Raw genomic sequence first — 25,724 nt, 5'->3', positions numbered from 1 at the left:
CTGAGCATCGAGGGCTTTTTTATATAGAATACTTTGAATGCCCTTAAACAGGCATCAAATCATATTAGTCGCGGAAGTTATTGAATTGGAAAGGCTGACCTAATTCAGATTGACGCATTAACGCCATAACCGCTTGCAAATCATCGCGGGCCTTACCCGTAACGCGCACGGTATCGCCTTGGATCGACGATTGCACTTTCAGCTTGCTGTCTTTAATCATCTTAACCACTTTTTTCGCGATATCAGTTTCAATCCCCTGCTTAAAGCGTACTTTCAACGAAAATGTTTTGCCGCTGTGTACCGACTTTTCATCCACATCCATGGCAGATGGCTCAACATTACGCTTGCTCAATTGAGTGCGTAAAATATCCACTAACTGCTTACATTGGAAATCATCTTCAGCAGACAGAGTGACCACATGATCTTTATATTCGATTTCAGCATTCTTGCCACGAAAATCAAAACGACTGCTGAGTTCACGACGAGAATTATCTACCGCGTTACGTAATTCGACTTCGTCGACTTCAGACACAATATCAAATGAAGGCATGGTTGCCGCACCTTAGGTGATTGTAAATGCCCATAGTTTACCGACTCCCCGCGGCAAGTTGAAGATTAACTTCACCCTAAGCAAGATAAAACTCGGGATATGGGTGACTTTAGCCACACATTTTCCTATCATTGCCCCACTCTAAGCTAATACAAACATATTTGTGATAACTAAAAATACCGTATTTAAGCTGGCTTTAGCCGTAGCCTTTGTAGTAATCAGTTATCTGGTGTTTTCCAGACCGACCTATTCGCAGAGCATTCCTCATATCGATAAGATAGGCCATCTTGGGAGTTTTTTTTGCCTATCCTATCTTACCTACCTAGCTTTTCGCCCCAAGTGGTATTGGCTATCGCTCTTACTGTCAAGCTATGCAGTACTCATCGAGTTAGTGCAGTCCCGCTTGCCCTACCGTAGTGCATCGATAGGCGATGTGCTTGCCGATTTTGCAGGTATAGCACTGTTCTACTTTTGCCTTTGGGCCTATGGAAAATACTTTCGCGCCGCACAATTGCAGGAATAAAACAGTAAGGTATTTGGTCTACCGATAGTAAGTGATAGTGAGTAAGGCATGCGAAAATGATCTCTGCTAATGTTGAAATCGCAATTTTAGGCGCGGGTGCAGTAGGGCAATTGATTTGTCATCAGCTTCACGCGGCAGGGATCCCTGTCGGCTTTATAGGGAAAAATATCGATACACGGCGGGAACAACAACTTAGCTTTACAGCATTCATACAACCTGAGCAGATGACCAGCAAAGCGCTTGAAAGTCATTACTCGGTGCCAATCATTGAACCCAAGCTGGAAGCACTATCGGGTATAAAACTTATCATTGTTTGTGTTAAAGCCTATCAAGTACTTGATGCTATTACGCCTTTACTCGATAAACTCTCAAGCCAGTGCCATATTTTGCTACTACACAATGGCATGGGGCCACATTTAGCACTAGCGCCACTTATCGGTACTCGCGGCCTTAGTTTGGGCACAACATCACAGGGTGTGTTACGCCATAATCGTTGGCAGATAAAGCAAACGGGGCATGGGTTAACCCAAATTGGTCATTTTAGTGGTCAACCGCTCGATGATCGTTATCGGCATCTGTTATTAGAAGCTATCCCAAATTGTGAATGGGTGGATGCCATCATTCCTTGTCTATGGCAAAAACTGGCGGTCAATGCGGCAATCAATCCCTTAACCGCAATACATAAATGCACTAATGGTACACTGGCACAGCCACAGTTTAATCACACAATTGCAGCTATCCTTGATGAGCTGGTATATGTGGCCGCACAAGATGGCATACAGCTCGACAGGGTATTTTTGCAGGATAGAGTTTACCGAGTGATAACGCTTACGGCAGGAAATTTCTCCTCGATGCACCAAGATGTTGCACATCAAAGACAGACGGAAATAGATCAGATCAATGGCTATATCTGTGAGCGAGCTAAAGTGCACGGCTTAAGTGCAACCACCAACACAGAAATGTGCACAAAAATTAAACAGCTAGAAACATCAAAATCTTCTGGTCACATCTAAAAAGCTAAATTTAACGCATTGTTTATTAAAATATCCACCACTAAAACTCGGCTAATGTTTATGGTTAAGTCAGATGCTCAACATCTATTCCAACATAAACACTTTCACTACTGCACTCATACCAAACAATGAGTTATAAATTGCACCAAGGCAACGCACCAACATGATGCAAATCAATTTAATTTCGCACCATTTTATATCAAATCTTAAACTGTTGCGGTGCGCATTTAGATTAACACAATGATAATAAATGCTTTGTTTTTATGGCCTGATTCCTGCTTTACCCGTGCAACTTGAGCCTGATGTTTGTTGGAGAGTAAAGTTGAAACTGGTCACCACAATTATTAAACCTTTCAAATTAGACGATGTACGTGAGGCCCTTACCCAACTGGGTGTGAATGGTATGACTGTTACCGAAGTCCGCGGCTTTGGTCGCCAAAAGGGACATGCAGAACTCTATCGTGGCGCCGAATACACAGTCGATTTTTTACCTAAGATAAAACTCGAAATGGCCATTCACTCTGAGCAGGAAGAAGCCGTGATCGAAGCTATAATGACAGCCGCACATACGGGTAAAGTGGGCGATGGAAAAATCTTTGTAGCCGACCTAGAACAAGTCGTACGCATCCGTACCTCAGAAGAAGGTATCGATGCGATATGATGAGTCTAACACTCTGCTTTAGATTGCTACTACGCTAAAGAGGCTCGACTAACCAGCGTTTTAGCTCCTCAAGCTTCATGGGGTTTGCTACCCTGCAAATCCCTTATATGGCTGTTGTAACCCTTTGAATATGAGGCTCTAACCTTACAGAGATTCAAAAAACAGTTGAAAATATCCCATATCACTAAACTAGCAGTAATACTAATCAGTATTAGCCAAGTACCTATTTTTATTAATTTATTCTCAAAGTGATTATCTACATCATAATAAAACATCACTAAATGGCAGTGTATTTCATCTTAAAAACAAAAGCCCTGAACGAGTCAGGGCTTTTAGGATCGAAGAATATATTTATGCTTACTTGCTTGTATCAATTGGCTCGAAGGATTTAACGAGATCATCAATAGCTTTCATTTGCTTCAGATAATTTTCTAACTGGTGCAAAGGTAGCGCACATGGGCCATCACACTTAGCATTATCAGGATCAGGGTGGGCTTCAATAAACAGACCTGCTAGACCAAGTGCCATACCACTGCGAGCTAGCTCGGTAGCTTGGGCACGGCGGCCACCAGCGGAATCGGCGCGACCACCAGGGCGTTGCAGTGCATGGGTCGCGTCAAAAATCACCGGATAACCCGATTGCTTCATCTCATCCATACCTAACATATCAACCACTAGATTGTTATAGCCAAAGCTTGAACCACGCTCACAGAGAATGATTTCGTCATTACCCGCTTCGTTAAACTTAGTGATGATGTGGCGCATTTCGTGGGGCGCTAAAAACTGCGGTTTTTTCACATTGATGATGGCGCCCGTTTTTGCCATGGCCACAACTAAATCGGTTTGACGGGCAAGGAATGCTGGCAACTGAATAATATCAACCACTTCAGCAACGGGTGCGCACTGATAGGTTTCATGTACGTCGGTGATCAGCGGCAGATTGAAGGTTTTTTTGATTTCCTCAAAAATCTTTAAACCTTCCTCCATACCAGGACCACGGTAAGAGTTGATCGAAGAGCGATTCGCCTTATCAAAGGAGGCCTTAAATACATAGGGGATCCCCAATTTTTGGGTGACTTCGGCATAGGTTTCAGCAATCGACATAGCAAGATCGCGAGACTCAAGCACGTTCATGCCACCAAACAACACAAAAGGTTTATCGTTTGCAATTTCGATTGAACCTAAGCTTATGATTTTATTACTCATCGCAACTTCTCTCTCAAATGCTGGACTCTGCCCAGCGGTGAACTGAATATAGGTGCTAAGGCGACTAAACCGCAACCATCTGTAAAATTTGGCCGCAAATCCAAGCCATATAGGTCCCTAACACATAACCAAACACGGCTAATAATACGCCCACTGGCGCTAATGCGGGGTGGAATGCCGCTGCGACAACTGGCGCCGACGCCGCGCCGCCTACGTTCGCTTGGCTGCCTACGGCCATATAGAATAAGGGTGCCTTAATTAACTTAGCCACTAATAACATAAAGCCCGCGTGCACTACCATCCAAATAATACCCACTAAAAAATACAGTGGTGTATCAAGTACTTTACTCACATCCATATGCAAACCAATGGTCGCCACTAAGATATAGAGGAAAGCCGATGCCACTTTCGATGCTCCTGCCGCCTCTAAATGACGCACAGGGCTAAAGGACATCGCTAACCCAATCGTTGTGACTATCACTACTAGCCAGAAGAATTTAGACGTTAAGCTGTAATCCTCGGTCCACGGATAGTTGGCTTCGAAGAATGGTCCCAGAAAATCAGCCGCAATATGGGCGACACCCGTAATACCAAACCCAACGGCGACAATGAGCATCAAATCCCGAAGATTAGGAATTCGCGCATTTTCAGCGTGATACTTTTCGACTTTATTTTTTAAAGCTTCGATAGCCGAAGTATCTGCACCGGTTTTGGCATCTATTTCTTTGGCTTTTGATGCCATAAATAGCAATACCGCCATCCAAATATTGGCCACAATCACATCGACTGTCACCATCACAGAGAAAATATTGCCACCCACTTCATAGATTTCTTTCATTGCAGCTTGGTTTGCACCGCCGCCAATCCAACTCCCGGCAAGCGTTGTCATGCCACGCCACACCGCATCGGGGCCATCGACACCGATTAAAGAGGGTTCGATCACCGACACCATAAGCAGGGCTATCGGCCCACCGATCACTATACCTACAGTACCGGTTAAAAACATGATCACAGCCTTAGGTCCAAGACCTAAAATAGCTTTTAAATCAACACTTAAAATAAGAAGCACTAAACAAGCGGGTAGTAAATAACGGGATGCAACAAAGTACAGTTGCGATGTCTGACCATCGATTACCCCAAAGGTATTTAACAGTGATGGCAGGAAATAACACAATAATAGCGCAGGAATAAAACGGTAAAACTTTTGCCAAAAGGGATGGCTACTACTACTGGTATAAAAAACAAAACCTAAAATAGTTGCGAGTATCCCGAGCGCCACCGCGTCATTGGTGACGAATGCTGTGCCTGTCATGCTAATTTCTCCCTGTCGATACAGTAATTATTTTATTTATATTAGAGACTTAACCTTTAAGTCCCTGGGTCAAACTTTCATCTGCCCAGTGTTATTATTTTTTGCTGATTTAATTGAGTTGCACAATTGAATAAATAAGAAGAGCCTCGAAAGGCTCTTCTCTAATGATAAATCTCAGCGTGCTCATTGAGTTCTTTAAGCTGCATCTTCACTATTTCGACCACAGGATCGTGCGGGCTGTTATCAACAAAGTGCTGCAAATCGGCCACCGCCACATTAATGCAGCCTAATTGCTGGGCGATAAAAGCGCGCTCACGATTTAAGTGCACATCATCTGCATGCCATTGCAAAAGCAAGTTACAGCATTCCAATGCCGCCTCAAATTGGTGAGAAACAATGCAACCAGCTTTTAGTTCATGCAGCATGCGGGTAATAAGCCTTTTAACCGAAGCGGCTTTAAAATAGCTTGGTTTTAACTGCGCCGCATTACCTAACTCACCGCGCACTAGTACGTGCAGTTGGTGGCGAGTCAGCTCATTCCCCGTTAGCGGGTCAAAATAGCGCACCTCGCCAGCTATTTTACTGCGCAGCACGCTATTACCCGGTAGCAACAACAATTCAAGCTCTAAATCGAGTTGTTTTGCTAGTAGCATCAATACCGTAGCTAACGTCGTACTATTGCCCTGTTTGCTAATAAGGCAAGTACCTAAATCTGCGGCCTCAACACTAAAGTAATTGTCGCGAGCACAAAAACCGAGGTCTTGATAAAACCAATGCAGCAGCGCATTTAAACGCTGCTGTTGATCGACTAAGTAATGACTTAATACAGCTCCCGCCAATTCAAACCACGCCCATTTAGCCGTTTTAAGGTTTGAAAAGCCAAGGTGAGCACCTACATCCAAAGCCGAATCGGGCAATGAAATGCCATCTTGAAGTGTATATTTACCCATTAACCCAGTAATACCGCTTGTTTAAAATGCGCCAACTTGGCGGCATACACCAACCAACCTATAGCACCTAGGAAAGCAAATACTTTGAACAGTTTGTTTCTATTCGCTTTTATCGCAATCGCACCTAGGACAATATAAGCCACAACTGCACCGATTTTTTCGGTCATCCAAGGATCAACAAAGGGATATTGCTTGATCATAAAGCACAAGGTTAAGCCAGAAAGCAGTAAGAAAGTGTCGATCACATGGGGAGCAATCTTGAGTAATTTCTTATCCATCAATACAGACTGACGTAAATGCAGCACAAAGCGCACGGTAAGCAGTAACACACTCAACGCAATAAAGGTAAAATGCAGATGTTTAACCGCAGGATATAGACTGTAAAAAGTTTCCATTTCGATACTTATGGCCAGTGACAAAGGCGCTAGTTTACCCTAATAGCTACATCATACCAATGCCTAACGGTCTAGATTAACGCGCTCAATTCGATTCAAAATACATAGGAAATCACCATGAATTTAACGTTCATTGACGATGAATCAACCGATTTTGCCGAAGCGGTAAAGCAAAAAATAGTGGAATTCAACCAAGTCCAATGGCAAGGACTTAGCCGTAGAAATCTGGGGCTAAAAATACAAGACCCAGAGGGTAAACTATTAGCTGGAATTAGCGGCAAAACCTTCGGCAATTGGTTTTTGATTGATTACCTTTGGGTTGATGATGCCATTCGCCAACAAAAAATTGGCTCAGGCTTATTATTGAAGGCTGAAAGCAAGGCAAAGGCACGAGGCTGTCAATTTGCCCTACTTGATACCCTCGATTTTCAAGCCAAGCCCTTTTACGAGCGCCACGGTTACCATGTGCAATGGGTACAACAAGCCTACCCCGAAACGGGCAGTAAATTCTTTATGGTGAAAGTGTTGTGATATTTAACGCCAGCAGTAATTTCATGTAGACGAAGATACAAAACGTTTAGCTCAACAAATGGCTGAAAGCCAAGACCGAGGTGACCATCTCAGCACCCATTGTTAAATTTCATTATGAAAGTAAAAAACAGGCTAAATGGAAATCCAAGAGCCAACGGAATTAAGCACTGGCATGGAGGTGATCATGGGCGGTATGCCGCCGTCGAGCCTACTGGGATACTTCTTTTAAAAGAAGCAGACGACGTGTCACTGGAATGGCTGTACTTAATCAAGACTAAGTGACTTAAAAGCTAGATTCCCGCTCAAAAGCATTGCGGGAATGACGGTTCACGAATGGTGAATGGTGAATGGTGAATGGTGAATGGTGAACAAAAAATAACGAATAACGGCTCACAAAGTAAACACCTTCACCAAAAACAAGGGCGAATTACTCCGCCCATTTGCCCATAGTGCATCTATCGTTACTGCCAAAATCCCGCACTGTGGCGACATTTTCATAACCCAGCTCAATTAGCTTAGCTCTGAGTTTTACGGCCTGTTCAAAACCGTGTTCGAGTAGGATATAACCGTTAGGTTTTAAATAATCACGGGCAGTCTTGGCGATATAGTAAAGATCGGCAAAGCCTTCCTCAGCGGCGGTTAATGCACTTTGCGGCTCGAAGCGTACATCGCCTTGGTGCAAGTGTTCATCGGCCTCATCGATATAGGGCGGATTTGAGACAATTAAGTCAAAATCCCGCGACTTTACTGCGCTAAACCAATCGCTCTGGAGGATTTCAACCTGCGGCAACTTTAAGTTTTCACGATTTGCGATAGCCAGCGCTACGGCATCATCGACCTTATCGACAGCGGTAATTTCCCATGACTCACGCTCGGACGCTAATGCCAATGCAATTGCGCCAGTGCCCGTGCCTAAATCGAGCACTTTAGCATAGGTCGATAGGGGTAAATTTAGCGCGGTTTCAACCAGAATTTCGGTATCGGGACGTGGGATCAAAGTAGTGTCGTTGACAATAAAAGGCAGCGACCAAAACTCACGTTCGCCCACAATATGCGCAACAGGAACGCCTTTTTGGCGTTTTTGTACCATTTGCTGAAAGCGTTTCCACTGGTCAATCGTCAGGGCCTTTTCAGGCCAAGTATAGAGATAAGCACGATTTTTATTGAGGCAATATAGCAGAAAAACCTCTGCATCCAGATGGGCGGATTCAGAGGTTGACGCTAACTGCACATAAGCCCATTGCAGAGCTTCAGCGATGCTAGATTGATCTGACAAAATTACCCCTGCTCGTCAGCCAGTGCGGCTAACAGATCGGCCTGATGCTCTTGCATCAGTGGTGCTAAAATTGCATCTAAATCGCCTTCCATCACTTCATTTAAGCGATACAAAGTTAGATTGATACGATGCTCACTCACACGGCCTTGGGGGAAGTTGTAGGTACGCACACGCTCGGAGCGGTCTCCACTGGCAACCAGACTACGGCGGGTCGACTCTTCAGCACTACGACGTTTTTCATCCTCAACCGCTTGAATACGTGCAGCCAAAACACTCATGGCTTGGGCACGGTTTTTATGTTGCGAACGTTGATCTTGGCACTCGACCACAATCCCCGTTGGAATATGGGTAATACGAATAGCCGAGTCGGTTTTGTTAACGTGCTGACCACCCGCGCCAGATGAGCGGAAAGTATCGACTTTAAGATCAGCAGGGTTAATCGAAATCGCTTCAGCTTCAGGCACTTCATGCATCACAACGACGGTAACAGCCGAAGTATGCACACGCCCCTGGGATTCGGTTTCTGGTACACGTTGAACACGGTGACCGCCCGACTCAAATTTAAGCTTACCGTAGGCACCCTCACCGCTGACTTTTACGATAATTTCTTTAAAGCCACCGTGTTCGCCTTCGTTACAGCTCATCACTTCCATCTGCCAGCGATTCGCTTCGGCATAACGGCTATACATGCGGAATAAGTCACCGGCGAAAATGGCCGCTTCGTCGCCACCCGCGCCTGCACGAATTTCGATAAAGGCGTTGGTATCGTCGTTAGGATCCTTAGGCAACAGCAGGATTTGCAGCTCACTTTCGAGCCGCTCTAACTCCACTTTTGCGACTTTCATTTCTTCCTGCGCCATCTCGCGCATTTCGGCATCATCTTCTTCCAACATTTCCTTTGCGGAGTCGAGATCAGCCTGTGCTTGCTGATAGGCTTTAAAGCCTGCAACCACTTCTTCTAACTGAGAATATTCTTTTGATAATGCGCGAAAACGGTCTTGATCAGCGATAACGGATGCATCACCCAGTAAGGCCAAAACTTCTTCATTACGCTCGAGCAAGCCTTCTAGCTTGCGGATAACGGATTCCTTCATTTAACTCGCTAACCTTAGTTTTTATCTAATCCAAGCGCTGTTCTTAACTGACCGAGTGTATTCAAATCACCCTGACGGCTCGCCGCCGTGAGGGCTTGGGTTGGTGCGTGGATAAGTTTGTTCGTCAGGCGATTGGCTAATTCAATCAATACCTGTTCAGTGTTGCCCCCCTGAGCTAATTTATTCAGGGCGCGTTCTACTAACTCATCTTTTATCGCCATGCTCTGATTGCGATACTCACGAATACTGTCGACCGACTCTAAAGAACGTACCCAATCCATAAACAGATAGGATTGTTCTTCAGTAATTAATTCAGCTTGCTCGGCGGCTTCTTTTCTGGAAGCCATATTCTGTTCAATAATGCTATGCAGGTCGTCCACTGTATACAGAAACGCATCGTCTAAATCGGCGACTTCCGCCTCAATATCTCGGGGAACTGCTATATCAACCAATAACATAGGTTGATGGCGACGCTGCTTTAGCGCTTTTTCGACCATGCCTTTACCTAGGATAGGCAGCGGGCTGGCGGTAGAGGATATCACGATATCGGCTTTAGGGAGATAATCTGGTATCTGCGCTAACGTAATTGCGGTTGCGCCAAACTCTTCGCACATGCCCTGAGCACGTTCTAAAGTACGGTTTGCCACCACCATGGAGGCAACACCATTATCTTTTAGATGTTTGGCCACCAGCTCAATCGTTTCACCCGCACCAATCAACAGCACCTTAGTGGTCGAAAGTGAGGAGAAGATATGCTTCGCCATACTTACAGCGGCAAAGGCCACCGACACAGCTGCAGCACCAATTTCAGTTTCGGTACGCACTTTTTTAGCGACTGAAAAGGTATTTTGAAAAAGGCGGTCAATGGTTAAGGCGACTGTGCCCGCTTCTTTGGCTTTAGCGAAAGCTTGCTTCACTTGCCCTAAAATTTGCGGCTCACCTAAAATCAATGAGTCAAGCCCTGAAGCGACGCGCATCAAATGCTTAACCGCAGTTTGCCCGTGATAATTGTATAGGCAAGGCGCGACATCTTTATGATCTAGGCCATGATATTCTTCAAGCCATTGAATGATGTCAGCCTCATCGCCATTGTTACAATACAACTCAGTGCGATTACAGGTCGAGACGATAACGGCTTCACCCGAGCGCGTACGACTGGCCAGACTCTTCATGGCATCATGAATTTTGTCCGGAGAGAAGGCAACTTTCTCACGCAGGTCTACCGTGGCTGTTTTATGGTTAATACCGATTGCTACAAGGCTCATCTGACTCTTTCTAGATTCTTGGCGACTCTCTTAATAAGGGCATTCTACTGAATTGGCCCAACTAAAAACAGAATACGCTTAACAAAACCGAATAAAGGTCTAACTTGTTACCTAAATTTTCTATCAATCTAGGTAAACATGGATTGCCTCTACGAAGCTAACCCGAAGTGACCGCCGATGGAAATTTTACGATTGGCATTGGTATTCTTTCCAAGCCCTCGTATCATAAGGACTTTGGTATATCAGTCATAGATGAATAATTTGAAGCGCTTCACAGAATCCATTTTCTCTTGTATTGCCTTGAGCACCCTGCTCTTTTTGGGTGGCTGCCAAACGCTGCCTCCTGCAGACGACTTAACGCCAATCACAATCAGTAATCCCAACCAAGCAAAAGCGTGGGAGTTACAGGGCAAACTTGCCATAAAAACCCCCGAAGATAAGCTCAGTGCCAATCTTTATTGGCGCCATAGTGAAGAGCGTGACGAGCTCACGCTCACCACAATGCTAGGTACGACAGTGTTAACGCTAGAAGCGACACCGAACTCTGCCCATTTACATATTGATGGAAAAGACTTTAAAGACGATAACGCCCAAGATTTACTGGAACGAGTCAGCGGTTGGTCGATTCCCTTAGCCGATTTACCTTTGTGGATAACAGGCCAAATCGGCTCGAAGGATCGCGTGTTAAGCCGCGATAGTAAAGCTAATCCTAAACAACTGATTAATGATCTAACACCACCGTCTTGGTTAGTCGAATTTTTAAGTTGGCAATTACAGAGCGGTGCTAATGTCCCCCATCAGTTAAAACTTGAACGTGGCGATTTACAGCTCAAACTACAAATAAATCAATGGCAAGCCCTTGGCAAGGCCGCAATTATAATCGGAGAGAAACCTTAGCATGTCAGCGACCATCTCCCGTAATTGGCCCGCGCCAGCCAAGCTCAACTTGTTTTTACACATCAATGACCGCCGCGCCGATGGGTATCATGAGTTGCAAACTTTGTTTCAGTTTATCGATTACTGTGACATGCTTGATTTCAAGGTCACTGACAGCTCAGAGCTGATTTTGCACTCGAATATGGCTGGCGTTGTCGCAGATAGCGATAACTTAATTCTGCGAGCCGCAAAATCACTACAACAAGTGACAGGCTTTAAAGGTGGGGCTGAAATCTGGCTAGATAAACGCCTCCCTATGGGCGGTGGTTTGGGTGGTGGATCATCGGATGCTGCAACCACGTTCGTAGCGTTAAACCGCTTGTGGAACACCCAATTATCGACCGAAGAATTGGCAGAAATCGGCCTTAAACTTGGTGCCGATATTCCTGTTTTTATTCATGGTTTCGCTGCTTTTGCCGAAGGTGTGGGTGAACGCTTACAAGCGGTCTCGCCACCTGAACCTTGGTATTTAGTCATAGCACCCGATACCCATGTTTCCACCGCAGATGTGTTCCAAGATCCCCTTTTACCACGCAACACCCCAAAACTTGCCATCGACACTTTGATGAGTAAGGTATGGACAAATGACTGCCAAAAACTGGTCGTATCTAAGTACCCTCAAGTTGCCAAGGCCTTGGGCTGGCTGCTAGAATATGCGCCGTCGAGAATGACCGGAACAGGCGCATGCGTGTTTGGGGAATTTACACAACAGCAACAAGCTCTCGCAGCCTTGGCGAAATTACCGTCTGATATGCAAGGATTTGTTGCAAAAGGGATGAATATTTCGCCGCTCATCACGCGGCTCGATCATCCGTAAACTACTTTCTTCTAGGGTAACCACATACGATAACGTCTCGGGTCCTCCCGTCCCTACATCGTCGTTACTCTAGCCACTAAAATATAAAGCAAACGCCTGAGGTTCATACAGTGCCCGACATCAAGCTCTTTGCTGGGAACGCCACCCCCAGTCTCGCTAAAAAGATAGCCGATCGTCTATTTTGCAAACTCGGAGACGCAGTGGTTGGTCGTTTCAGCGATGGTGAAATCAGTGTCCAAATTAACGAAAATGTACGTGGAGCCGATGTGTTCATCATCCAATCTACCTGCGCGCCGACCAACGATAATCTGATGGAACTCATCGTTATGGTTGATGCGCTGCGCCGTGCATCTGCTGGTCGTATCACCGCAGTTATTCCTTACTTTGGTTATGCACGTCAAGACCGTCGCGTTCGTAGCGCACGTGTACCTATTACCGCGAAAGTGGTTGCCGATTTCCTGTCAAGCGTAGGTGTTGACCGCGTTTTGACCTGTGACCTGCACGCTGAGCAAATCCAAGGTTTCTTCGATGTTCCTGTTGATAACGTATTCGGTAGCCCTGTGTTACTGGAAGATATGTTAGCGAAGAAATTAGATAATCCAGTGGTGGTTTCACCCGATATTGGCGGCGTTGTTCGCGCCCGTGCGGTTGCCAAACTGCTCGATGATTCTGATTTAGCTATTATCGACAAACGTCGCCCACAGGCGAACGTTGCTCAGGTTATGCACATCATAGGTGATGTTCAAGGCCGTGACTGCATTATCGTTGACGATATGATCGACACAGGCGGCACTCTGTGTAAAGCGGCTGAAGCCTTAAAAGAACATGGTGCAAACCGCGTATTTGCTTACGCGACTCACCCAGTGTTCTCAGGTAAAGCGGCTGAAAATATTACCAACTCAGTGATCGATGAAGTTATCGTTACTGACACAGTTCCTTTAAGTCCAGAAATGTTAAAAGTGGCTAAAGTAACTCAGTTGACTATGTCTGCAGTACTGGCGGAGGCCATTCGCCGCGTAAGCAACGAAGAGTCTATCTCTGCGATGTTTAGCCATTAATCTGGCGACCTGCAGTAAAAGAAACGCACTCCTTTGAGTGCGTTTTTGTTTTCCCCAAAGGTTTAGATTTTAAAATTGCTTACTGCGCGATAGAGATACTCGGCCTGGGCCTTAAGCTCATCGGATGCTGAAGCGTTAGCATCAGCCGCTTTTGATGATTCTTCAGCAATATCACGGATCACGACGACGTTTTTGTTCACTTCAGCGGCAACCATACTTTGCTCTTCGATAGCTGCCGCAATTTGCGTGCTCATATCCATAATATTACGCACATCATTATTGATAAGTTTCAGCAGTGCACCCGCTGCTGCAGCCTGTTCCGCACTTTCTGATCCTTGCTTTTGGCTGGCATCCATAAGCTGCACAATAGAACGGGTACGGCTCTGCAAGGTTTGGATAATGTTGGCAATTTCCTGAGTCGAGGATTGAGTTCGCATCGCAAGGCTACGGACTTCGTCGGCAACAACAGCAAAACCTCGGCCCTGTTCTCCCGCACGTGCAGCTTCGATGGCAGCATTAAGGGCAAGTAGGTTTGTTTGCTCCGCAATACCACGGATCACATCTAACACACTGCCAATGGTTTCGCTGTCATGCTCTAATTCACTCACAACCGCCGCTGAACTATTAAGCTGTTCGGCCAAAGATTGGATCTTATGAATTGTTTGCTCAACTTCTAGTTGACCACTCTGCGCATTATCGTGGGTTTTCCCCGCTTTTTGCGCTGCAAGCTCAGTGGTTTTGGCAATTTCATCTATGGTTGCCCCCATTTCAGTAATCGCCGTTGCCACCATATCGGTTTCATTTAGCTGCTGTGCTACACCTTCAGAGGCCAACATCGCATTTTCTGAAACATGCTTACAGGATGTATTGATGGTAGCAACCGACTCGATAACTTGTTCAATAAGGTGCTGAAAACTCCCAACCATGCTATTAAAATGCTCAGCAATTTTACCCAGTTCATCCTGCGTTGAAGCATCACATCTTAAGGTTAAATCCTTGCTCTGCTCGATACGGGAAATCACCTGAGTGATACGCTCAACAGGTGTGATAATACTGCGGATAATCAGGTAAGTGATGATAGACAACAGTACCGTTATTAATAAAAACACCATCATGCCAAGATTAACACTACTACTCTTAGCCACTTCAATGGTGTTGAGCGCAAGACTATGCAGCTCATCGGCGCTTGTTTCAGTTAACTTGTTTGCCGCAATCATCCGCGCCATAGTTCCGTCTTTTTCAGTTAACCCAAGTTGTTGTTCTTTACTCACTAACCCTTTGAAATCTTTTTGATATTGTCCAATAAGAACTGAAATTTTACCCTGGGTTTCGCTATCTAAGCCCGATGAAAGCAAGCTATTGTTAAATAGAATAATATTGGCATCGAAGGTTTCAACATAGCTGAGCTCGCGCCGAAGCATAAAATCTTTCTCATTTCGCCTTAATTGCAACATGGCGACCGCCAGGGATGACTGATCATATTCCTTAAGCAGTGACTCTACATTATGGACAGCGCTTCTTAGTGTGCCGTAAAGCCCCGTTTTAGGAGTTAAACCTATCTCTTGCTGTAACTGTACCACCTCACTAAATGTCGACTGATATTGATTTAAATGATGGGAAAAATTCTCTAAAGATTGCGTGGGTACATCGTATTTTTTAAAGATTTGTTCCAGTGCGGGGATAGATTGACTTATCTGAGCATAAACCTGCTTATGGTTTTCGACATATAGTAAGTCTTTACGAACAAAGAAATCCTTTTCATTTCTACGGAGTATTAGCATGTCCCGTTCTAATTCAAGTACATTTTGAGCCGCATGGGAAAGTTCCGATTCCACCGAATTAGAATGGAGTTGTAAGCCAAACATCGCAATTAATGCCGAGATGGATACTGCCGCACTGAGTAACAGCTTTGAGCGGATTAACATAGAAGATCCCCGATATCATCATTTTTACTTAAAAGAGTGAGAAACTAAGCCAGTAGCAGGCAACAGTATCCACAACATTCACTTTTTATACATATAGTTATGTGAGTCAATTGATGATCATAAACCTAATTGGCTTTCACCGCCCAGAGTTACAGTGCTGTGTTTGCGCAAACAGTAACGATGTCGATTGAATCTGAAGAAGTATAGCTCGAGTTTAATTGACTCGTAGCTTGGAATAATGTGGACTCATTGAAATAATACTTTGCTGTCATAAGCTTATATGACACTTTTATGACAAAATGGACAGTTAATACCTATGATGGGGCAGACCCACAGCGACTTGGAATAAAATATTTTCACTTAGTCCAAACCTTTTGCCACTTTCAGGGCGTCAAAACTACAACATTCAATCACCATGACAGGAAAGTACAGTGACGACAGGGATACTGCCACTCAACAGCACAATGTCTGACTTTGATCTTGTCACCCTCGCGAGCCAAGGTAATGGTACAGCATTTAAGCAACTGTACTTAAACCATCATCAACGTATTTATGCGCTGTCTTTACGTCTGTGTGGTCAAGTCGCTCAGGCTGAAGAAATCACCCAAGAGTGTTTTATCCTCGTGTGGCAAAAATTGCCGCAATTTCGAGGCGATAGTCAATTTTCAACTTGGTTACATAGCATTTGCGTGAATCAAGCATTGAGCAGTATTCGTAAACAGAAATCCTTTTGGGCGCGTTTTATTCCAATTGAAAATGACAATGAGCCCCATAGTACGGACGAGGGATATCAAGGTTTGGATAAGCTTATCCTCCTGCTACCTGAACGGGCTCGCATGGTGTTCGTACTTTGCGCCATTGAGGGTTACCAACATGAGGAAATAGCCGAACTGCTTGGTATTGCCGTTGGCACCAGTAAAACCCAATACCACAGGGCGAAGCAATTACTACAGGAGATGCTGTAATGTCGTTACCACCGCGTTCCCGTGAAGAACAGCTCGAACAATTGATCGCTAAAGCCCCCAAGGCGTTAATACCAAAGCAGGATCTTTGGCAAACGATCGAAAAGCGTATGGATAAGCCATTGCACCCTAACACTGATGCACCTAAGCAAACGCGACACTTATGGCCGCAATGGGCAATGGCTGCAGCGATATTGTTAGTCGTATTTTTCGGCTACCAATACCAAGAGGAAACACCAAGGGGATTACTCACCGCACAGAGTACCAATACAGACAGTGATAAAGCGTTGCAAACCCTACTGACACAAATTGCGGCCACACACCAAGGGCAAGTCGACGCACTGGAACACTCACCGAATGTTCCCACCTGGCAGGCCAGCAGTTTTAGCACTCCGGTAGAACAAGGATTAGAGGAACTTAGACGAGCAGGTATGCAGATTTACCAAGCATTACAAGCTAATCCAACCGATAAACAATTATGGCAACTCTGGCTTTGGGTACAACAGCGTGAACTAGACCTATTGCAGCAAGGCCAAAAACTCCCCATTAAAAACTCAACACAAGGAAACACCCTATGAGCCACTTTAATCTAACTAAGACCAGCCTATTAGTCTCAACCTTCTATCTCGGTTTAATGGGCAGCGTGTTTGCGGCCCAAAGTGTGGACAAACAATTGAGTATTAGCAGCGGTACTCAACTGCAAATCAAGGTTCAACGTGGTGATGTGCAAATCCAGAGCTGGGATAAAAATGAAGTCAGTGTCACTGGTACACTCGACGAGCTAAGTGAAGGTTTTGTCTTTGAGCAAAAAGGCAATAACTTAAATATTGAAGATAAAATGCCCCGTCACTACAACGGTAGTGATGATAAAGGCTCAAAACTCACGATCAAAGTTCCTAAAACAGTCAAACTCAGCGCCGACACTATTTCTGCAAACCTGCAAATTGCCCAAACTCAAGGTGAACTGGATTTAAATACCGTCAGTGGCAACATTAGCGCCGATAACCTTGGCGGCAGCCCCTCGTTGCACACGGTTTCTGGCGACATCACCACTAAAGGACTGGAAGGTAAAGTCATGTTAGATACTGTGTCAGGAAAAATCCAAGACACTGAAAGTAAAGGTGAAATCAAGTATCGACTTGTGAGTGGTGATCTAGACAGCAAAACACTAGCCGAAAAGGTCAAAGTAGAACAAGTATCAGGTGAAGTAACAGCGAACTTTAGTACAGCAAAAGACATCAGTGTCAGAACTGTGAGCGGTGATATCCAAGTATCACTGGCAAAAACCTTTGATAAAGCGAATCTTGAAAGCGTCAGCGGTGATATTACCGCCACCTTCGCAGAGCAGCCGGATGCGAGCTTTGACCTAAACGGTGGTCCCGGTGGAAAAATCAAAAATGGCTTAAGCCAAGATGTGCCTCAAAAACAAAAATACGTGCCTAATGAGTCACTCAGCTTCCAAACGGGTGCAGGTACTGCGGATGTCACAATGAATACCATCAGCGGTAACCTTACCCTCAAAAAACCTTAATCACGCCCTGTGAACAAAAATGCCGCTCAAGGTTGAGCGGCATTTCTATGGGAAAACTCATTTTTATTGAAATCACTATATAGAAGCGATTTCTTCAGCAGTTAAGTAACGCCATTCGCCTAATGCTAAAGCCTGGTCTAACTCAATTTGTCCAATACTTTCACGGTGTAATCCCACGACGAGGTTGCCAACGGCGGCAAACATGCGCTTCACTTGGTGATATTTACCCTCGGTAATGGTTAAACGTACCTGTTGCGGATCAATAATCTCTAGAATAGCGGGCTTTGTGAGACCGTCTTCATTACGCAGTTCAATCCCTTTGGCGAAAACGTCAATCAGACCGTCATCCACTGGATCTGCTAATTGTACTAAGTAACGCTTACCGCATTCTTTTTTAGGCGATGTGATTTTATGTGACCACTGACCATCACTGGTGATCAACACAAGTCCTGTGGTATCCGCATCTAAACGACCCGCGATGTGCAAGGTTTCAGGTTTAGGTACATCGAGCAGACTCAACACCGAGGGATAGGCCTCATCTATGGTTGAGCAAATCGTATCGACAGGTTTATTGAGCATTAAATAGCGCTCGCCCACTAAAACAATGGGTTCTCCCTCGAGGCAAACCTGCATTCCCTCAGTTACTTTAAAACCAGAGTCTTTAACGACTACGCCATCACAGCTGATATCGCCACGGTGCAAGGCTTTTTTCGCCAATGAACGGGTGAGAGAGGTACTTTCACAAATAAATTTGTCTAAACGCACGTTAATACTCAACTTCAATAAAGAAAACTGCCATATTATGAGGCCGATGACCTTAAAGGGCAATTTAACTGATTTAATGATCGATACCCAAGCCATCTCAACATCCGAGTTTCAATATATTGAGATTATTTGAGCAATACACCCAAACAGAACTAAGTATTCACTAACTTCAAAAGGCTCGCATACGGTAAGCTTGTGCTTCTAGGTTACATCACAGCCCATGGTAATTTTTAGTTACATATCACTGATAATAAATCTCACCTAAACAGTGTAATCACCTTGTTTAGCTTCCTACTAAAGCATTAACATACGTTTTGTTGCGCCTGAAGCAATCCCATTTAGACCAATAACAGCCCCAGATAGGGGCACAATAATAAACTCGAAGGAAACGACATGAGAAAAGTACTTATTGGGGGACTGTGTGCCTCATTAATCGCAGGCCTGACTGCCTGTAATGACAAAACGGCTGAAGTTAAAACACCTGAAACCACTCAAACTGCGACTGCGGCTGCCGTGACTAAAGCCTTAGGCTCAGGCATTGAATTTGCCCATTTTGATAAATCGGTTCGTCCACAGGACGATTTTTACAAATATGTGAATGGTACTTGGTTAAAAAACACTGAGATCCCAGGGGATCGCACTAGCATTGGTGCATTTTACGATCTACGTGAAAAATCACGTGACGATGTTAAAGCCATTATCGAAGAAGTGGCTGCAACGCCCAATCTCGCCACTGGCACAGATGAACAAAAAGTGGCCGATTTATATCGCTCATTTATGGATACAGACACACTCAACAAACTGGGTGTCACACCAATCCAAGGCGAACTTGATGCAATTAATGCCTTAAAAGACAAAAATGAATTAGTGAAGTACTTCGCCCACAGCCAAATCGCTGGTACGGGTACCCCGATGGCATTTTATATCGATGTCGATGCCAAAAACTCTAACCGCTACGCGACACACCTGTGGCAATACGGTTTAAGCCTGCCGGAAAAAGACTACTACTTTAACGAGTCAGAACGCTTCGTTAATATCCGTAAAGCGTACGTCGCCCACATCGAAAAAATGTTCAGCCTTGCAGGTCTTGCCGATCCTAAAGCTAGCGCAGAATCTATCCTAGCCCTAGAAACTGCCATTGCCGCTAAGCATTGGGATGTCGTTGAAACCCGTGACAGCACTAAAACCTACAACTTGTATCAAGTGAAGGATCTGCCAACATTAGCACCAGACATCGACTGGACAGGTTACTTAACCGTTTTAGGTGCAGATAAACAAGCCGATATTATCGTTAACCAACCTAGCTATATTCAAGGTTTAAACGAAGTTCTTAAAACAACCGATCTCGCCACTTGGAAGACCTATATGCAGTGGCAAGTGCTCACACATGCCGCCAGCAATTTAAGTGAAGCATTAGATAACGAAAACTTCGCATTCTTCTCTAAAACCTTAAACGGCCAAGAAGAGCAAGAACCTCGCTGGAAACGCGGTGTAGCAACAGTAAACGGAATTTTGGGTGAAGTTGTCGGAAAAGTGTATGTAAAACGCCATTTTGCACCTGAAGCCAAAGAACGTATGCAAGCACTGGTTGAAAACCTGCGTGGCGCTTATGGTGACAGCATCAAAGAGCTGGCTTGGATGAGCGATAGCACTAAAGTGGCCGCTGCGGATAAGTTAGCAAAATTCAACCCGAAAATTGGTTACCCAAACAAATGGGAAGATTACAGCAAACTGACAATCAAAGCAGATGACTTAGTCGGTAACGCTATGCGTGCCAGCGAAGTTGAACATGCTAAGTCATTAGCTAAACTGGGCGCGCCAATTGATAAAGACGAGTGGCACATGACGCCACAAACCGTTAACGCTTACTACAACCCAACCATGAACGAAATCGTGTTCCCTGCTGCGATTCTGCAACCGCCATTCTTCAATATGGAAGCTGACGATGCGGTGAACTACGGTGGTATTGGTGCCGTTATCGGCCACGAAATGGGCCATGGTTTTGACGATCAAGGTGCTAAGTTCGACGGTGAAGGCAATATGCGTGATTGGTGGACAGAGCAAGACTTAACAGAATTCTCTGCACGCGGTAAAGCACTGATCGCCCAGTACGATGGTTATGCTGTGTTTGATGATCTGCATGTAAACGGCAGCTTAACCTTAGGCGAGAACATTGGTGACTTATCCGGTGTGACTATCGCTTATCGCGCTTACAAAAAATCGCTTAACGGAAAAGAAGCACCGATTATCGATGGCCTAACGGGCGATCAACGCTTCTTTATCGGTTTCACGCAAATTTGGCGAGCAAAAGCCAAAGAAGAAGCCATGCGTAACCGCGTAGCCACCGATCCACACTCACCAGCGGAATTCCGCGCACTGGGTGCTTTATCAAACATGCCTGAGTTCTACACCACATACGATGTAAAACCCGCTGATGCTATGTATATCGCCCCAGAAAAACGCGTAAAAATTTGGTAAGCCAAATTTAAATCACCGCTCAGCCAACTTGGCTGAGCGACTAAATGGCGCGGCCTGTAATGGGTAGCGCCATTTTTATTTATCTAAACCACAGAGCAATGAATGTGACCCCTGTACAACATGAACAAGTCTTCACTATTAATTCAGCTTTAATTAAGCAATAACAGTCTAATGTGGTGCCCTGAGGTATATCACTCCCAATAAGGAAGTAGGCCGTTATGAATAAGTTATTTCGTACCTTTTTTATTTTTCTACTCTTATTATCAAGCCGTGCAACTGTTGCAAATGCCCTAGATATCAGTGACACGAAAACAGACCGCAGCAATTACAGTGCAAGACAAGCACAAAGCCATGATATTCAAGGTCTGTATGCTCTAAGCAGCCAAACTTTCGACACACCACTCCAAACCTCAACCGACCTAGCAAACTTATATTCACGGGCCTATGAAGCTCAAGCCGAGTTGAGTCAATTACTCCAACAGATTGCAACGCAATCTCAAGCGCACATCATTATCCCTGCTGTAAAAAGCTATCAACGTGCCGCCGATAAAGTCGCGACTAAATTCAACGGTGATGCTAGCCAAATTACGGATCTTGCTAGAGCCAGTATCGTTACCGATAGCATCCAAGAGCTAATGCAGGCCTATCAAGTATTGAGCGAACAAACCCAAGTCATTAGACAAAAAAACCGCTTTGCCACGCCAAAAGCCTCAGGCTATCGCGATCTCAACCTGCTGGTACGCTTACCCCAATCAGGCATGATTGCTGAAGTGCAATTACATCTACAAGATATCGCCGATATCAAAAATGGTTCCGAGCACGAGGTATATGAGAAAGTGCAGATGATTGAGGCGAATGCGATCAAACAACAGCGTCCATTGAGCGAGTTTGAGTTAGCGCAAATTACCCAACTGCGCCAAGAATCACACAAGCTTTATCACAAAGCTTGGCTTAACTATAAACGGGTCGATGAGGCCAGTTTATTAAGAGTCGCCGTCGCCTAAACCTTCCACTCTTGCGCTGGTATCCTGCAAAGGTGCCAGCGCCTTTTTCCATCTTTTACAGCGCTAAAAGTTACCTCAAAATATTGCGCGAAAACCACTCTCTCGCATCAAAGCGCTATTTGAGTATATAATCCCGCGCCATAGCCCTAACCGCAGGAAATGCCATGCACGACATTATTGAGCAACTCCAAGAACGCAGTGAAACCGTGCCCGTTCCGCTCGAATTACCCACATTTGAGCAATTAGTCGAAGTGGAAGAACAGATCCTCATTTCATTGCCAAGGGAGCTAAAGGAATATCTACTTTATGCCAGTGATGTCATTTATGGCGCAATTGAACCCGTTACCGTTGCAGATCCCTATTCACACACTTATCTCCCGGAAGTCACCTGCTATGCTTGGTCAATCGGTATGCCAAGGGACATGATTGCCATTTGTCAGATGGGTGATGACTTTTATTGCATCGACCAAGAGGGTCAAGTGCACTTTTGGAAAAATGGGGATTTTGCCGATATCTATTGGGAATCCTTCTGGGAATGGGTTGAAGATATTTGGTTAAAAAACAAATACTAATTTTTTACTATCGAACTTGAGAACAGCATTATGTCTAAAAATATTGGCTTGAATGCCATCGAAATGAGCTACTTACGCCAATCACTAAGCTTAAGTGCGGCTCAAGTTGGCACGCTTACCAACCATAGCGAAGCCGATGTATTAGCCTGGGAAAACGGCGAACAACTGGCACCTGAGCTTGCCCAAAAGAAGCTATTAGAAATCGACGATATCATTGAGATGCAAGTGCTCAACACCTGCGATGGTATTGAAGAATTATTTAAGAAAGAACCTAAGCGTCAACTCGCCTTTGTGGTATATCCAACCCAAGCCATTTATAACCAATATAATCCTGAGTTTTTAAGCTCACTGCCACTGGCAGAACTTTACAACACATCCGCATGGCGCATTAAGAAGGAGTGCAAATTGGTACTCGAGGTGGATGTGAGTTTAATCCCACTCAATGTTGAAGCCTATAAAGCTTACCGCGAACAGAATGGCATGAGTGAAAGCCGTGAAAGCCGCGCAAAATGGGCAGCAACGCAGCTATAAGCGGCTGAATCCAGACGGTTAATACCAGCATGAAAATTAAGGGCAGATATCACTATCTGCCCTTTTTTACCTTTGATACAGTTAACACCCTATCTTCTATACTAAAATTCTTCAAAGCTATTATGCTGCAAAATCATAGAGTTAAAAAAGCATATCCTAATATGTTAAAAATCTGTATTTTTATCCATAAATAACTCAAGATAATCATCCCAGCATACAGTGCAAACTCAAGCCACATCATGATGTTTAGTAACGGAATTTATGGAGGAAATATGGAAGACAAAATTATTTATCAAGCAGAGTTTGCAGCAAATTTAGGTTGGTATTGGTTGCTTTCTGGGGCAGCCTATTTCAGCTTAAGCATAGTAGGTATTCCCTTGTTATTGCTTTGGTTTCCAATTGGGCTGTGGGGAACTCGTCGCTATATTAACAATATGAGTGCGCAGCTTACCCATAACAAACTTATCGTACGCCGTGGCATATTAACGCGCACCGAAAACACAGTTCCTTTAGATAAAATTACCGATATGGCATTGATCCAAGGTCCGATTATGCGCCTTTTTGGCCTGCATAAACTCACAGTTGAAACTGCTGGACAATCGGGGGCTGGGGCCTTGATAAGCCTAGTCGGCATAATCGATGCACCTAGGTTTAGAACCCGCGTACTAGAACAAAAAGAACGTCTTACTCAACCCTCGCACCCAACAATCCCATCGGTGCAGCCAGATAATGTGTTATTGCAAAACGTGACCGAGATGGCAGCAAGCTTAAAACGGATCGAAGCTTTACTCACCCAAAAACTTAATGGCTAAAGCAGTTTTTATCGTTTTACATTTATGTTCTTATGTTTAAGCTAAAACCCATAGCCTAAGCAAACTTTAGCTCACTTCATTGTCCATCGATTAAATAGGCAATATTAGATAACGACATGACTAAATCCTCTGTTGCATTATCCCCCTCTCATTGGACTGCACACCTTATGCTCGGCATTAAAGCCATGGGGCCAGGTGTTCTTATGGCTGCAGCGGCTATTGGTGCATCCCATTTAGTCGCATCCACTCGCGCCGGCGCCGAATTTGGTTGGCAACTGGCATGGGTTATTCTTGGGGTGAATTTGCTTAAGTATCCCTTCTTTGCGGCTGGTGCACGCTACACCGCTGCCACAGGGGAGAGTTTACTGCACGGTTACCAAAAACAGGGTCGAGGTTACTTACTGCTGTTTACTGGACTCAATGTGATCGCCGCAGTTGCCAGTACCGCAGGTGTGTGCATGTTAACTGCCGCTATGTTGACCCAGTTTATTCCGCTGCCCATCGATTGGTTGGCCCTGCTGGTATTACTGAGTTCATTGGCTTTGCTGATCTTAGGTCATTATCAACTGCTCGATAGACTCACTAAAATCATCATGTTTGCCCTAACCTTAACCACATTAATTGCCGTGGCCTTGGCTTGGGATCACGCTCAACCATTAGCGAGCAATTTCGTCTCTCCCTCACCTTGGCAATGGGCCCATGTGGGATTTCTGGTCGCCATGATGGGCTGGATGCCGGCACCGATTGAAGTGAGTGCTTGGAATTCCCTATGGTTGCTCGAAAAACAAAAAAGCCAGACAGTGACGAAAGCGCAGGCGCTGCTCGACTTTAACTTAGGCTACATAGTAACTGCGATCCTCGCGATTGTATTCTTAGCATTAGGTGCCTTAGTGATGCACGGCAGTGGTGAGCGTTTTTCAGATTCCGGCGCGCAATTTGCGAATCAACTAATTAATCTTTACAGCCAAGTGATGGGCGGCGAGAGTCGTTATCTTATTGGTATTGTGGCGTTTCTCTGTATTTTTAGTACCACAGTGACAGTGATCGATGGTTATAGCCGCACCTTAGATATGGGCTGGCAGTTACTCACTTCAGCGACCAGCTCTGATAAACGTTTCACAGGGATTATGCTCGCCATCAGTGCCTTTGGCTTGTTGCTGATCCTCTTCTTTAAAGGCGCACTATTGCCGCTACTCGAGTTTGTGATGATCTTAGCCTTTATGACCACAGTCATTTTTGCTTGGTTAAACTACCGCTTAATGACCAGTAAACAGCTCCCCGAGGCCGATAGATACGGTGCTAAGATGAAACTACTCTCTTGGTTTGGCCTAAGTTATCTGCTGATTTTCGCGGCACTGTTTATCTATTGGTACAACACCATTAAAGGTTAACGAGTCGACATGTTTAAATTGAAATCCACGGTTTTAAAATCCACGATGACATTCACGCTTACGTGCGCGCGCAATTGAACGTAAACTCAACCTCAATGTTAAATGGGTTTAGTCCGTCAGCCCGCAAACCGTGGCAATAGTTAGGACGGCGTGCATGTCATTTATG

26 protein-coding genes are annotated in these 25,724 nt (G+C 44.9%); 16 read left to right on the top strand and 10 right to left on the bottom strand.

The annotated features are described in order from the left end of the window. Positions 1–64: 64 nt before the first annotated feature. Positions 65–550, bottom strand: a complete 486-nt coding sequence (locus L2744_RS00610; protein ID WP_248990222.1) for a YajQ family cyclic di-GMP-binding protein — start codon at positions 548–550, stop codon at positions 65–67. 163 nt (positions 551–713) lie between these two features. On the opposite strand from L2744_RS00610, the gene L2744_RS00605 reads away from it, so the two are divergent. The 3 genes from L2744_RS00605 to L2744_RS00595 all read left to right on the top strand — a co-directional run bounded on the left by L2744_RS00605 (position 714) and on the right by L2744_RS00595 (position 2,747). After that, entirely contained in the window at positions 714–1,073 is a 360-nt protein-coding gene (locus tag L2744_RS00605; protein WP_248990221.1) for a VanZ family protein, read from the top strand. Positions 1,074–1,129: 56 nt separating this feature from the next. Continuing rightward, positions 1,130–2,086: a ketopantoate reductase family protein gene (locus L2744_RS00600; protein ID WP_248990220.1), complete on the top strand. Its 957-nt coding sequence runs from the start codon at positions 1,130–1,132 to the stop codon at positions 2,084–2,086. A gap of 322 nt (positions 2,087–2,408) precedes the next feature. Further along, positions 2,409–2,747 carry a P-II family nitrogen regulator gene (locus L2744_RS00595; RefSeq protein ID WP_248990219.1) on the top strand — a complete coding sequence of 113 codons (339 nt, stop codon included), beginning with the start codon at positions 2,409–2,411 and terminating at the stop codon, positions 2,745–2,747. 357 nt (positions 2,748–3,104) lie between these two features. On the opposite strand, the gene kdsA is transcribed toward L2744_RS00595, so the two are convergent. The 4 genes from kdsA to L2744_RS00575 all read right to left on the bottom strand — a co-directional run bounded on the left by kdsA (position 3,105) and on the right by L2744_RS00575 (position 6,610). Next, a complete protein-coding gene (gene kdsA / locus L2744_RS00590; RefSeq protein ID WP_248990218.1) occupies positions 3,105–3,953 on the bottom strand; it encodes a 3-deoxy-8-phosphooctulonate synthase in 849 nt (282 codons plus the stop codon). A 64-nt stretch (positions 3,954–4,017) separates the two neighbouring features. Further along, entirely contained in the window at positions 4,018–5,265 is a 1,248-nt protein-coding gene (locus tag L2744_RS00585; protein WP_248990217.1) for a DUF819 family protein, read from the bottom strand. Between the two features lie 161 nt (positions 5,266–5,426). Further along, positions 5,427–6,215 (bottom strand): transglutaminase family protein, encoded by a 789-nt coding sequence (locus tag L2744_RS00580; protein WP_248990216.1) that lies wholly within the window; start codon positions 6,213–6,215, stop codon positions 5,427–5,429. Continuing rightward, complete coding sequence (locus L2744_RS00575; protein ID WP_248990215.1) at positions 6,215–6,610, bottom strand: SirB2 family protein; 396 nt, start codon at positions 6,608–6,610, stop codon at positions 6,215–6,217. Before L2744_RS00575 ends, L2744_RS00580 begins: the two co-directional genes overlap by 1 nt. 117 nt (positions 6,611–6,727) lie before the next feature. On the opposite strand from L2744_RS00575, the gene L2744_RS00570 reads away from it, so the two are divergent. Then, positions 6,728–7,141 (top strand): GNAT family N-acetyltransferase, encoded by a 414-nt coding sequence (locus tag L2744_RS00570; RefSeq protein ID WP_248990214.1) that lies wholly within the window; start codon positions 6,728–6,730, stop codon positions 7,139–7,141. A gap of 427 nt (positions 7,142–7,568) precedes the next feature. On the opposite strand, the gene prmC is transcribed toward L2744_RS00570, so the two are convergent. Genes prmC through hemA form a run of 3 tightly spaced genes read right to left on the bottom strand, consistent with a single transcriptional unit; the run spans position 7,569 to position 10,776 of the window. Then, entirely contained in the window at positions 7,569–8,417 is an 849-nt protein-coding gene (gene prmC, locus L2744_RS00565) for a peptide chain release factor N(5)-glutamine methyltransferase (RefSeq protein ID WP_248990213.1), read from the bottom strand. Positions 8,418–8,419: 2 nt separating this feature from the next. Further along, positions 8,420–9,511 carry a peptide chain release factor 1 gene (gene prfA / locus L2744_RS00560; protein WP_248990212.1) on the bottom strand — a complete coding sequence of 364 codons (1,092 nt, stop codon included), beginning with the start codon at positions 9,509–9,511 and terminating at the stop codon, positions 8,420–8,422. Between the two features lie 14 nt (positions 9,512–9,525). Next, the gene (hemA, locus tag L2744_RS00555; protein WP_248990211.1) at positions 9,526–10,776 is read right to left on the bottom strand and encodes a glutamyl-tRNA reductase; all 1,251 of its coding nucleotides are present in this window, start codon (positions 10,774–10,776) and stop codon (positions 9,526–9,528) included. A 252-nt stretch (positions 10,777–11,028) separates the two neighbouring features. Between hemA and lolB the strand changes: the two genes are divergently transcribed. From lolB to L2744_RS00540, 3 genes are all read left to right on the top strand, one after another. Further along, positions 11,029–11,673 carry a lipoprotein insertase outer membrane protein LolB gene (gene lolB, locus L2744_RS00550; protein ID WP_248990210.1) on the top strand — a complete coding sequence of 215 codons (645 nt, stop codon included), beginning with the start codon at positions 11,029–11,031 and terminating at the stop codon, positions 11,671–11,673. A gap of 1 nt (position 11,674) precedes the next feature. Continuing rightward, positions 11,675–12,529 (top strand): 4-(cytidine 5'-diphospho)-2-C-methyl-D-erythritol kinase, encoded by an 855-nt coding sequence (ispE, locus tag L2744_RS00545; RefSeq protein WP_248990209.1) that lies wholly within the window; start codon positions 11,675–11,677, stop codon positions 12,527–12,529. A 110-nt stretch (positions 12,530–12,639) separates the two neighbouring features. Continuing rightward, positions 12,640–13,587: a ribose-phosphate pyrophosphokinase gene (locus L2744_RS00540; protein ID WP_011073601.1), complete on the top strand. Its 948-nt coding sequence runs from the start codon at positions 12,640–12,642 to the stop codon at positions 13,585–13,587. Positions 13,588–13,649: 62 nt separating this feature from the next. Here L2744_RS00540 and L2744_RS00535 read toward each other — a convergent pair whose 3' ends face one another. Further along, a complete protein-coding gene (locus L2744_RS00535) occupies positions 13,650–15,512 on the bottom strand; it encodes a methyl-accepting chemotaxis protein (protein ID WP_248990208.1) in 1,863 nt (620 codons plus the stop codon). 431 nt (positions 15,513–15,943) lie between these two features. Between L2744_RS00535 and L2744_RS00530 the strand changes: the two genes are divergently transcribed. Genes L2744_RS00530 through L2744_RS00520 form a run of 3 tightly spaced genes read left to right on the top strand, consistent with a single transcriptional unit; the run spans position 15,944 to position 18,005 of the window. Next, positions 15,944–16,477, top strand: a complete 534-nt coding sequence (locus tag L2744_RS00530) for an RNA polymerase sigma factor (protein WP_248990207.1) — start codon at positions 15,944–15,946, stop codon at positions 16,475–16,477. Beyond that, the gene (locus L2744_RS00525; protein WP_248990206.1) at positions 16,477–17,052 is read left to right on the top strand and encodes an anti-sigma factor; all 576 of its coding nucleotides are present in this window, start codon (positions 16,477–16,479) and stop codon (positions 17,050–17,052) included. The genes L2744_RS00530 and L2744_RS00525 overlap by 1 nt, the downstream gene beginning before the upstream one ends. Beyond that, positions 17,049–18,005: a DUF4097 family beta strand repeat-containing protein gene (locus L2744_RS00520; RefSeq protein WP_248990205.1), complete on the top strand. Its 957-nt coding sequence runs from the start codon at positions 17,049–17,051 to the stop codon at positions 18,003–18,005. The genes L2744_RS00525 and L2744_RS00520 overlap by 4 nt, the downstream gene beginning before the upstream one ends. A 75-nt stretch (positions 18,006–18,080) precedes the next feature. Here L2744_RS00520 and rsuA read toward each other — a convergent pair whose 3' ends face one another. Next, entirely contained in the window at positions 18,081–18,833 is a 753-nt protein-coding gene (gene rsuA, locus L2744_RS00515) for a 16S rRNA pseudouridine(516) synthase RsuA (RefSeq protein ID WP_248990311.1), read from the bottom strand. Positions 18,834–19,163: 330 nt separating this feature from the next. Here rsuA and L2744_RS00510 point away from each other — a divergent pair, with 330 nt between their 5' ends. The 6 genes from L2744_RS00510 to L2744_RS00485 all read left to right on the top strand — a co-directional run bounded on the left by L2744_RS00510 (position 19,164) and on the right by L2744_RS00485 (position 25,558). Beyond that, on the top strand, positions 19,164–21,248 hold the full coding sequence (locus tag L2744_RS00510; RefSeq protein ID WP_248990204.1) for a M13 family metallopeptidase: 2,085 nt from the start codon (positions 19,164–19,166) through the stop codon (positions 21,246–21,248). A 218-nt stretch (positions 21,249–21,466) separates the two neighbouring features. Further along, positions 21,467–22,252 carry a RelA/SpoT domain-containing protein gene (locus L2744_RS00505; protein WP_248990203.1) on the top strand — a complete coding sequence of 262 codons (786 nt, stop codon included), beginning with the start codon at positions 21,467–21,469 and terminating at the stop codon, positions 22,250–22,252. 164 nt (positions 22,253–22,416) lie between these two features. After that, positions 22,417–22,824, top strand: coding sequence for an SMI1/KNR4 family protein (locus L2744_RS00500; RefSeq protein ID WP_248990202.1), 408 nt, complete (start codon positions 22,417–22,419; stop codon positions 22,822–22,824). 30 nt (positions 22,825–22,854) lie between these two features. Next, entirely contained in the window at positions 22,855–23,355 is a 501-nt protein-coding gene (locus L2744_RS00495; RefSeq protein ID WP_248990201.1) for a DUF4447 family protein, read from the top strand. 272 nt (positions 23,356–23,627) lie between these two features. Further along, the gene (locus L2744_RS00490; protein ID WP_248990200.1) at positions 23,628–24,167 is read left to right on the top strand and encodes a PH domain-containing protein; all 540 of its coding nucleotides are present in this window, start codon (positions 23,628–23,630) and stop codon (positions 24,165–24,167) included. 116 nt (positions 24,168–24,283) lie between these two features. Next, on the top strand, positions 24,284–25,558 hold the full coding sequence (locus L2744_RS00485) for an Nramp family divalent metal transporter (protein ID WP_248990199.1): 1,275 nt from the start codon (positions 24,284–24,286) through the stop codon (positions 25,556–25,558). Positions 25,559–25,724 lie beyond the last annotated feature (166 nt).

Source organism: Shewanella profunda, assembly GCF_023283765.1.
Lineage (GTDB): Bacteria > Pseudomonadota > Gammaproteobacteria > Enterobacterales > Shewanellaceae > Shewanella > Shewanella profunda.
This window is presented reverse-complemented; position numbering and strand designations above follow the sequence as displayed.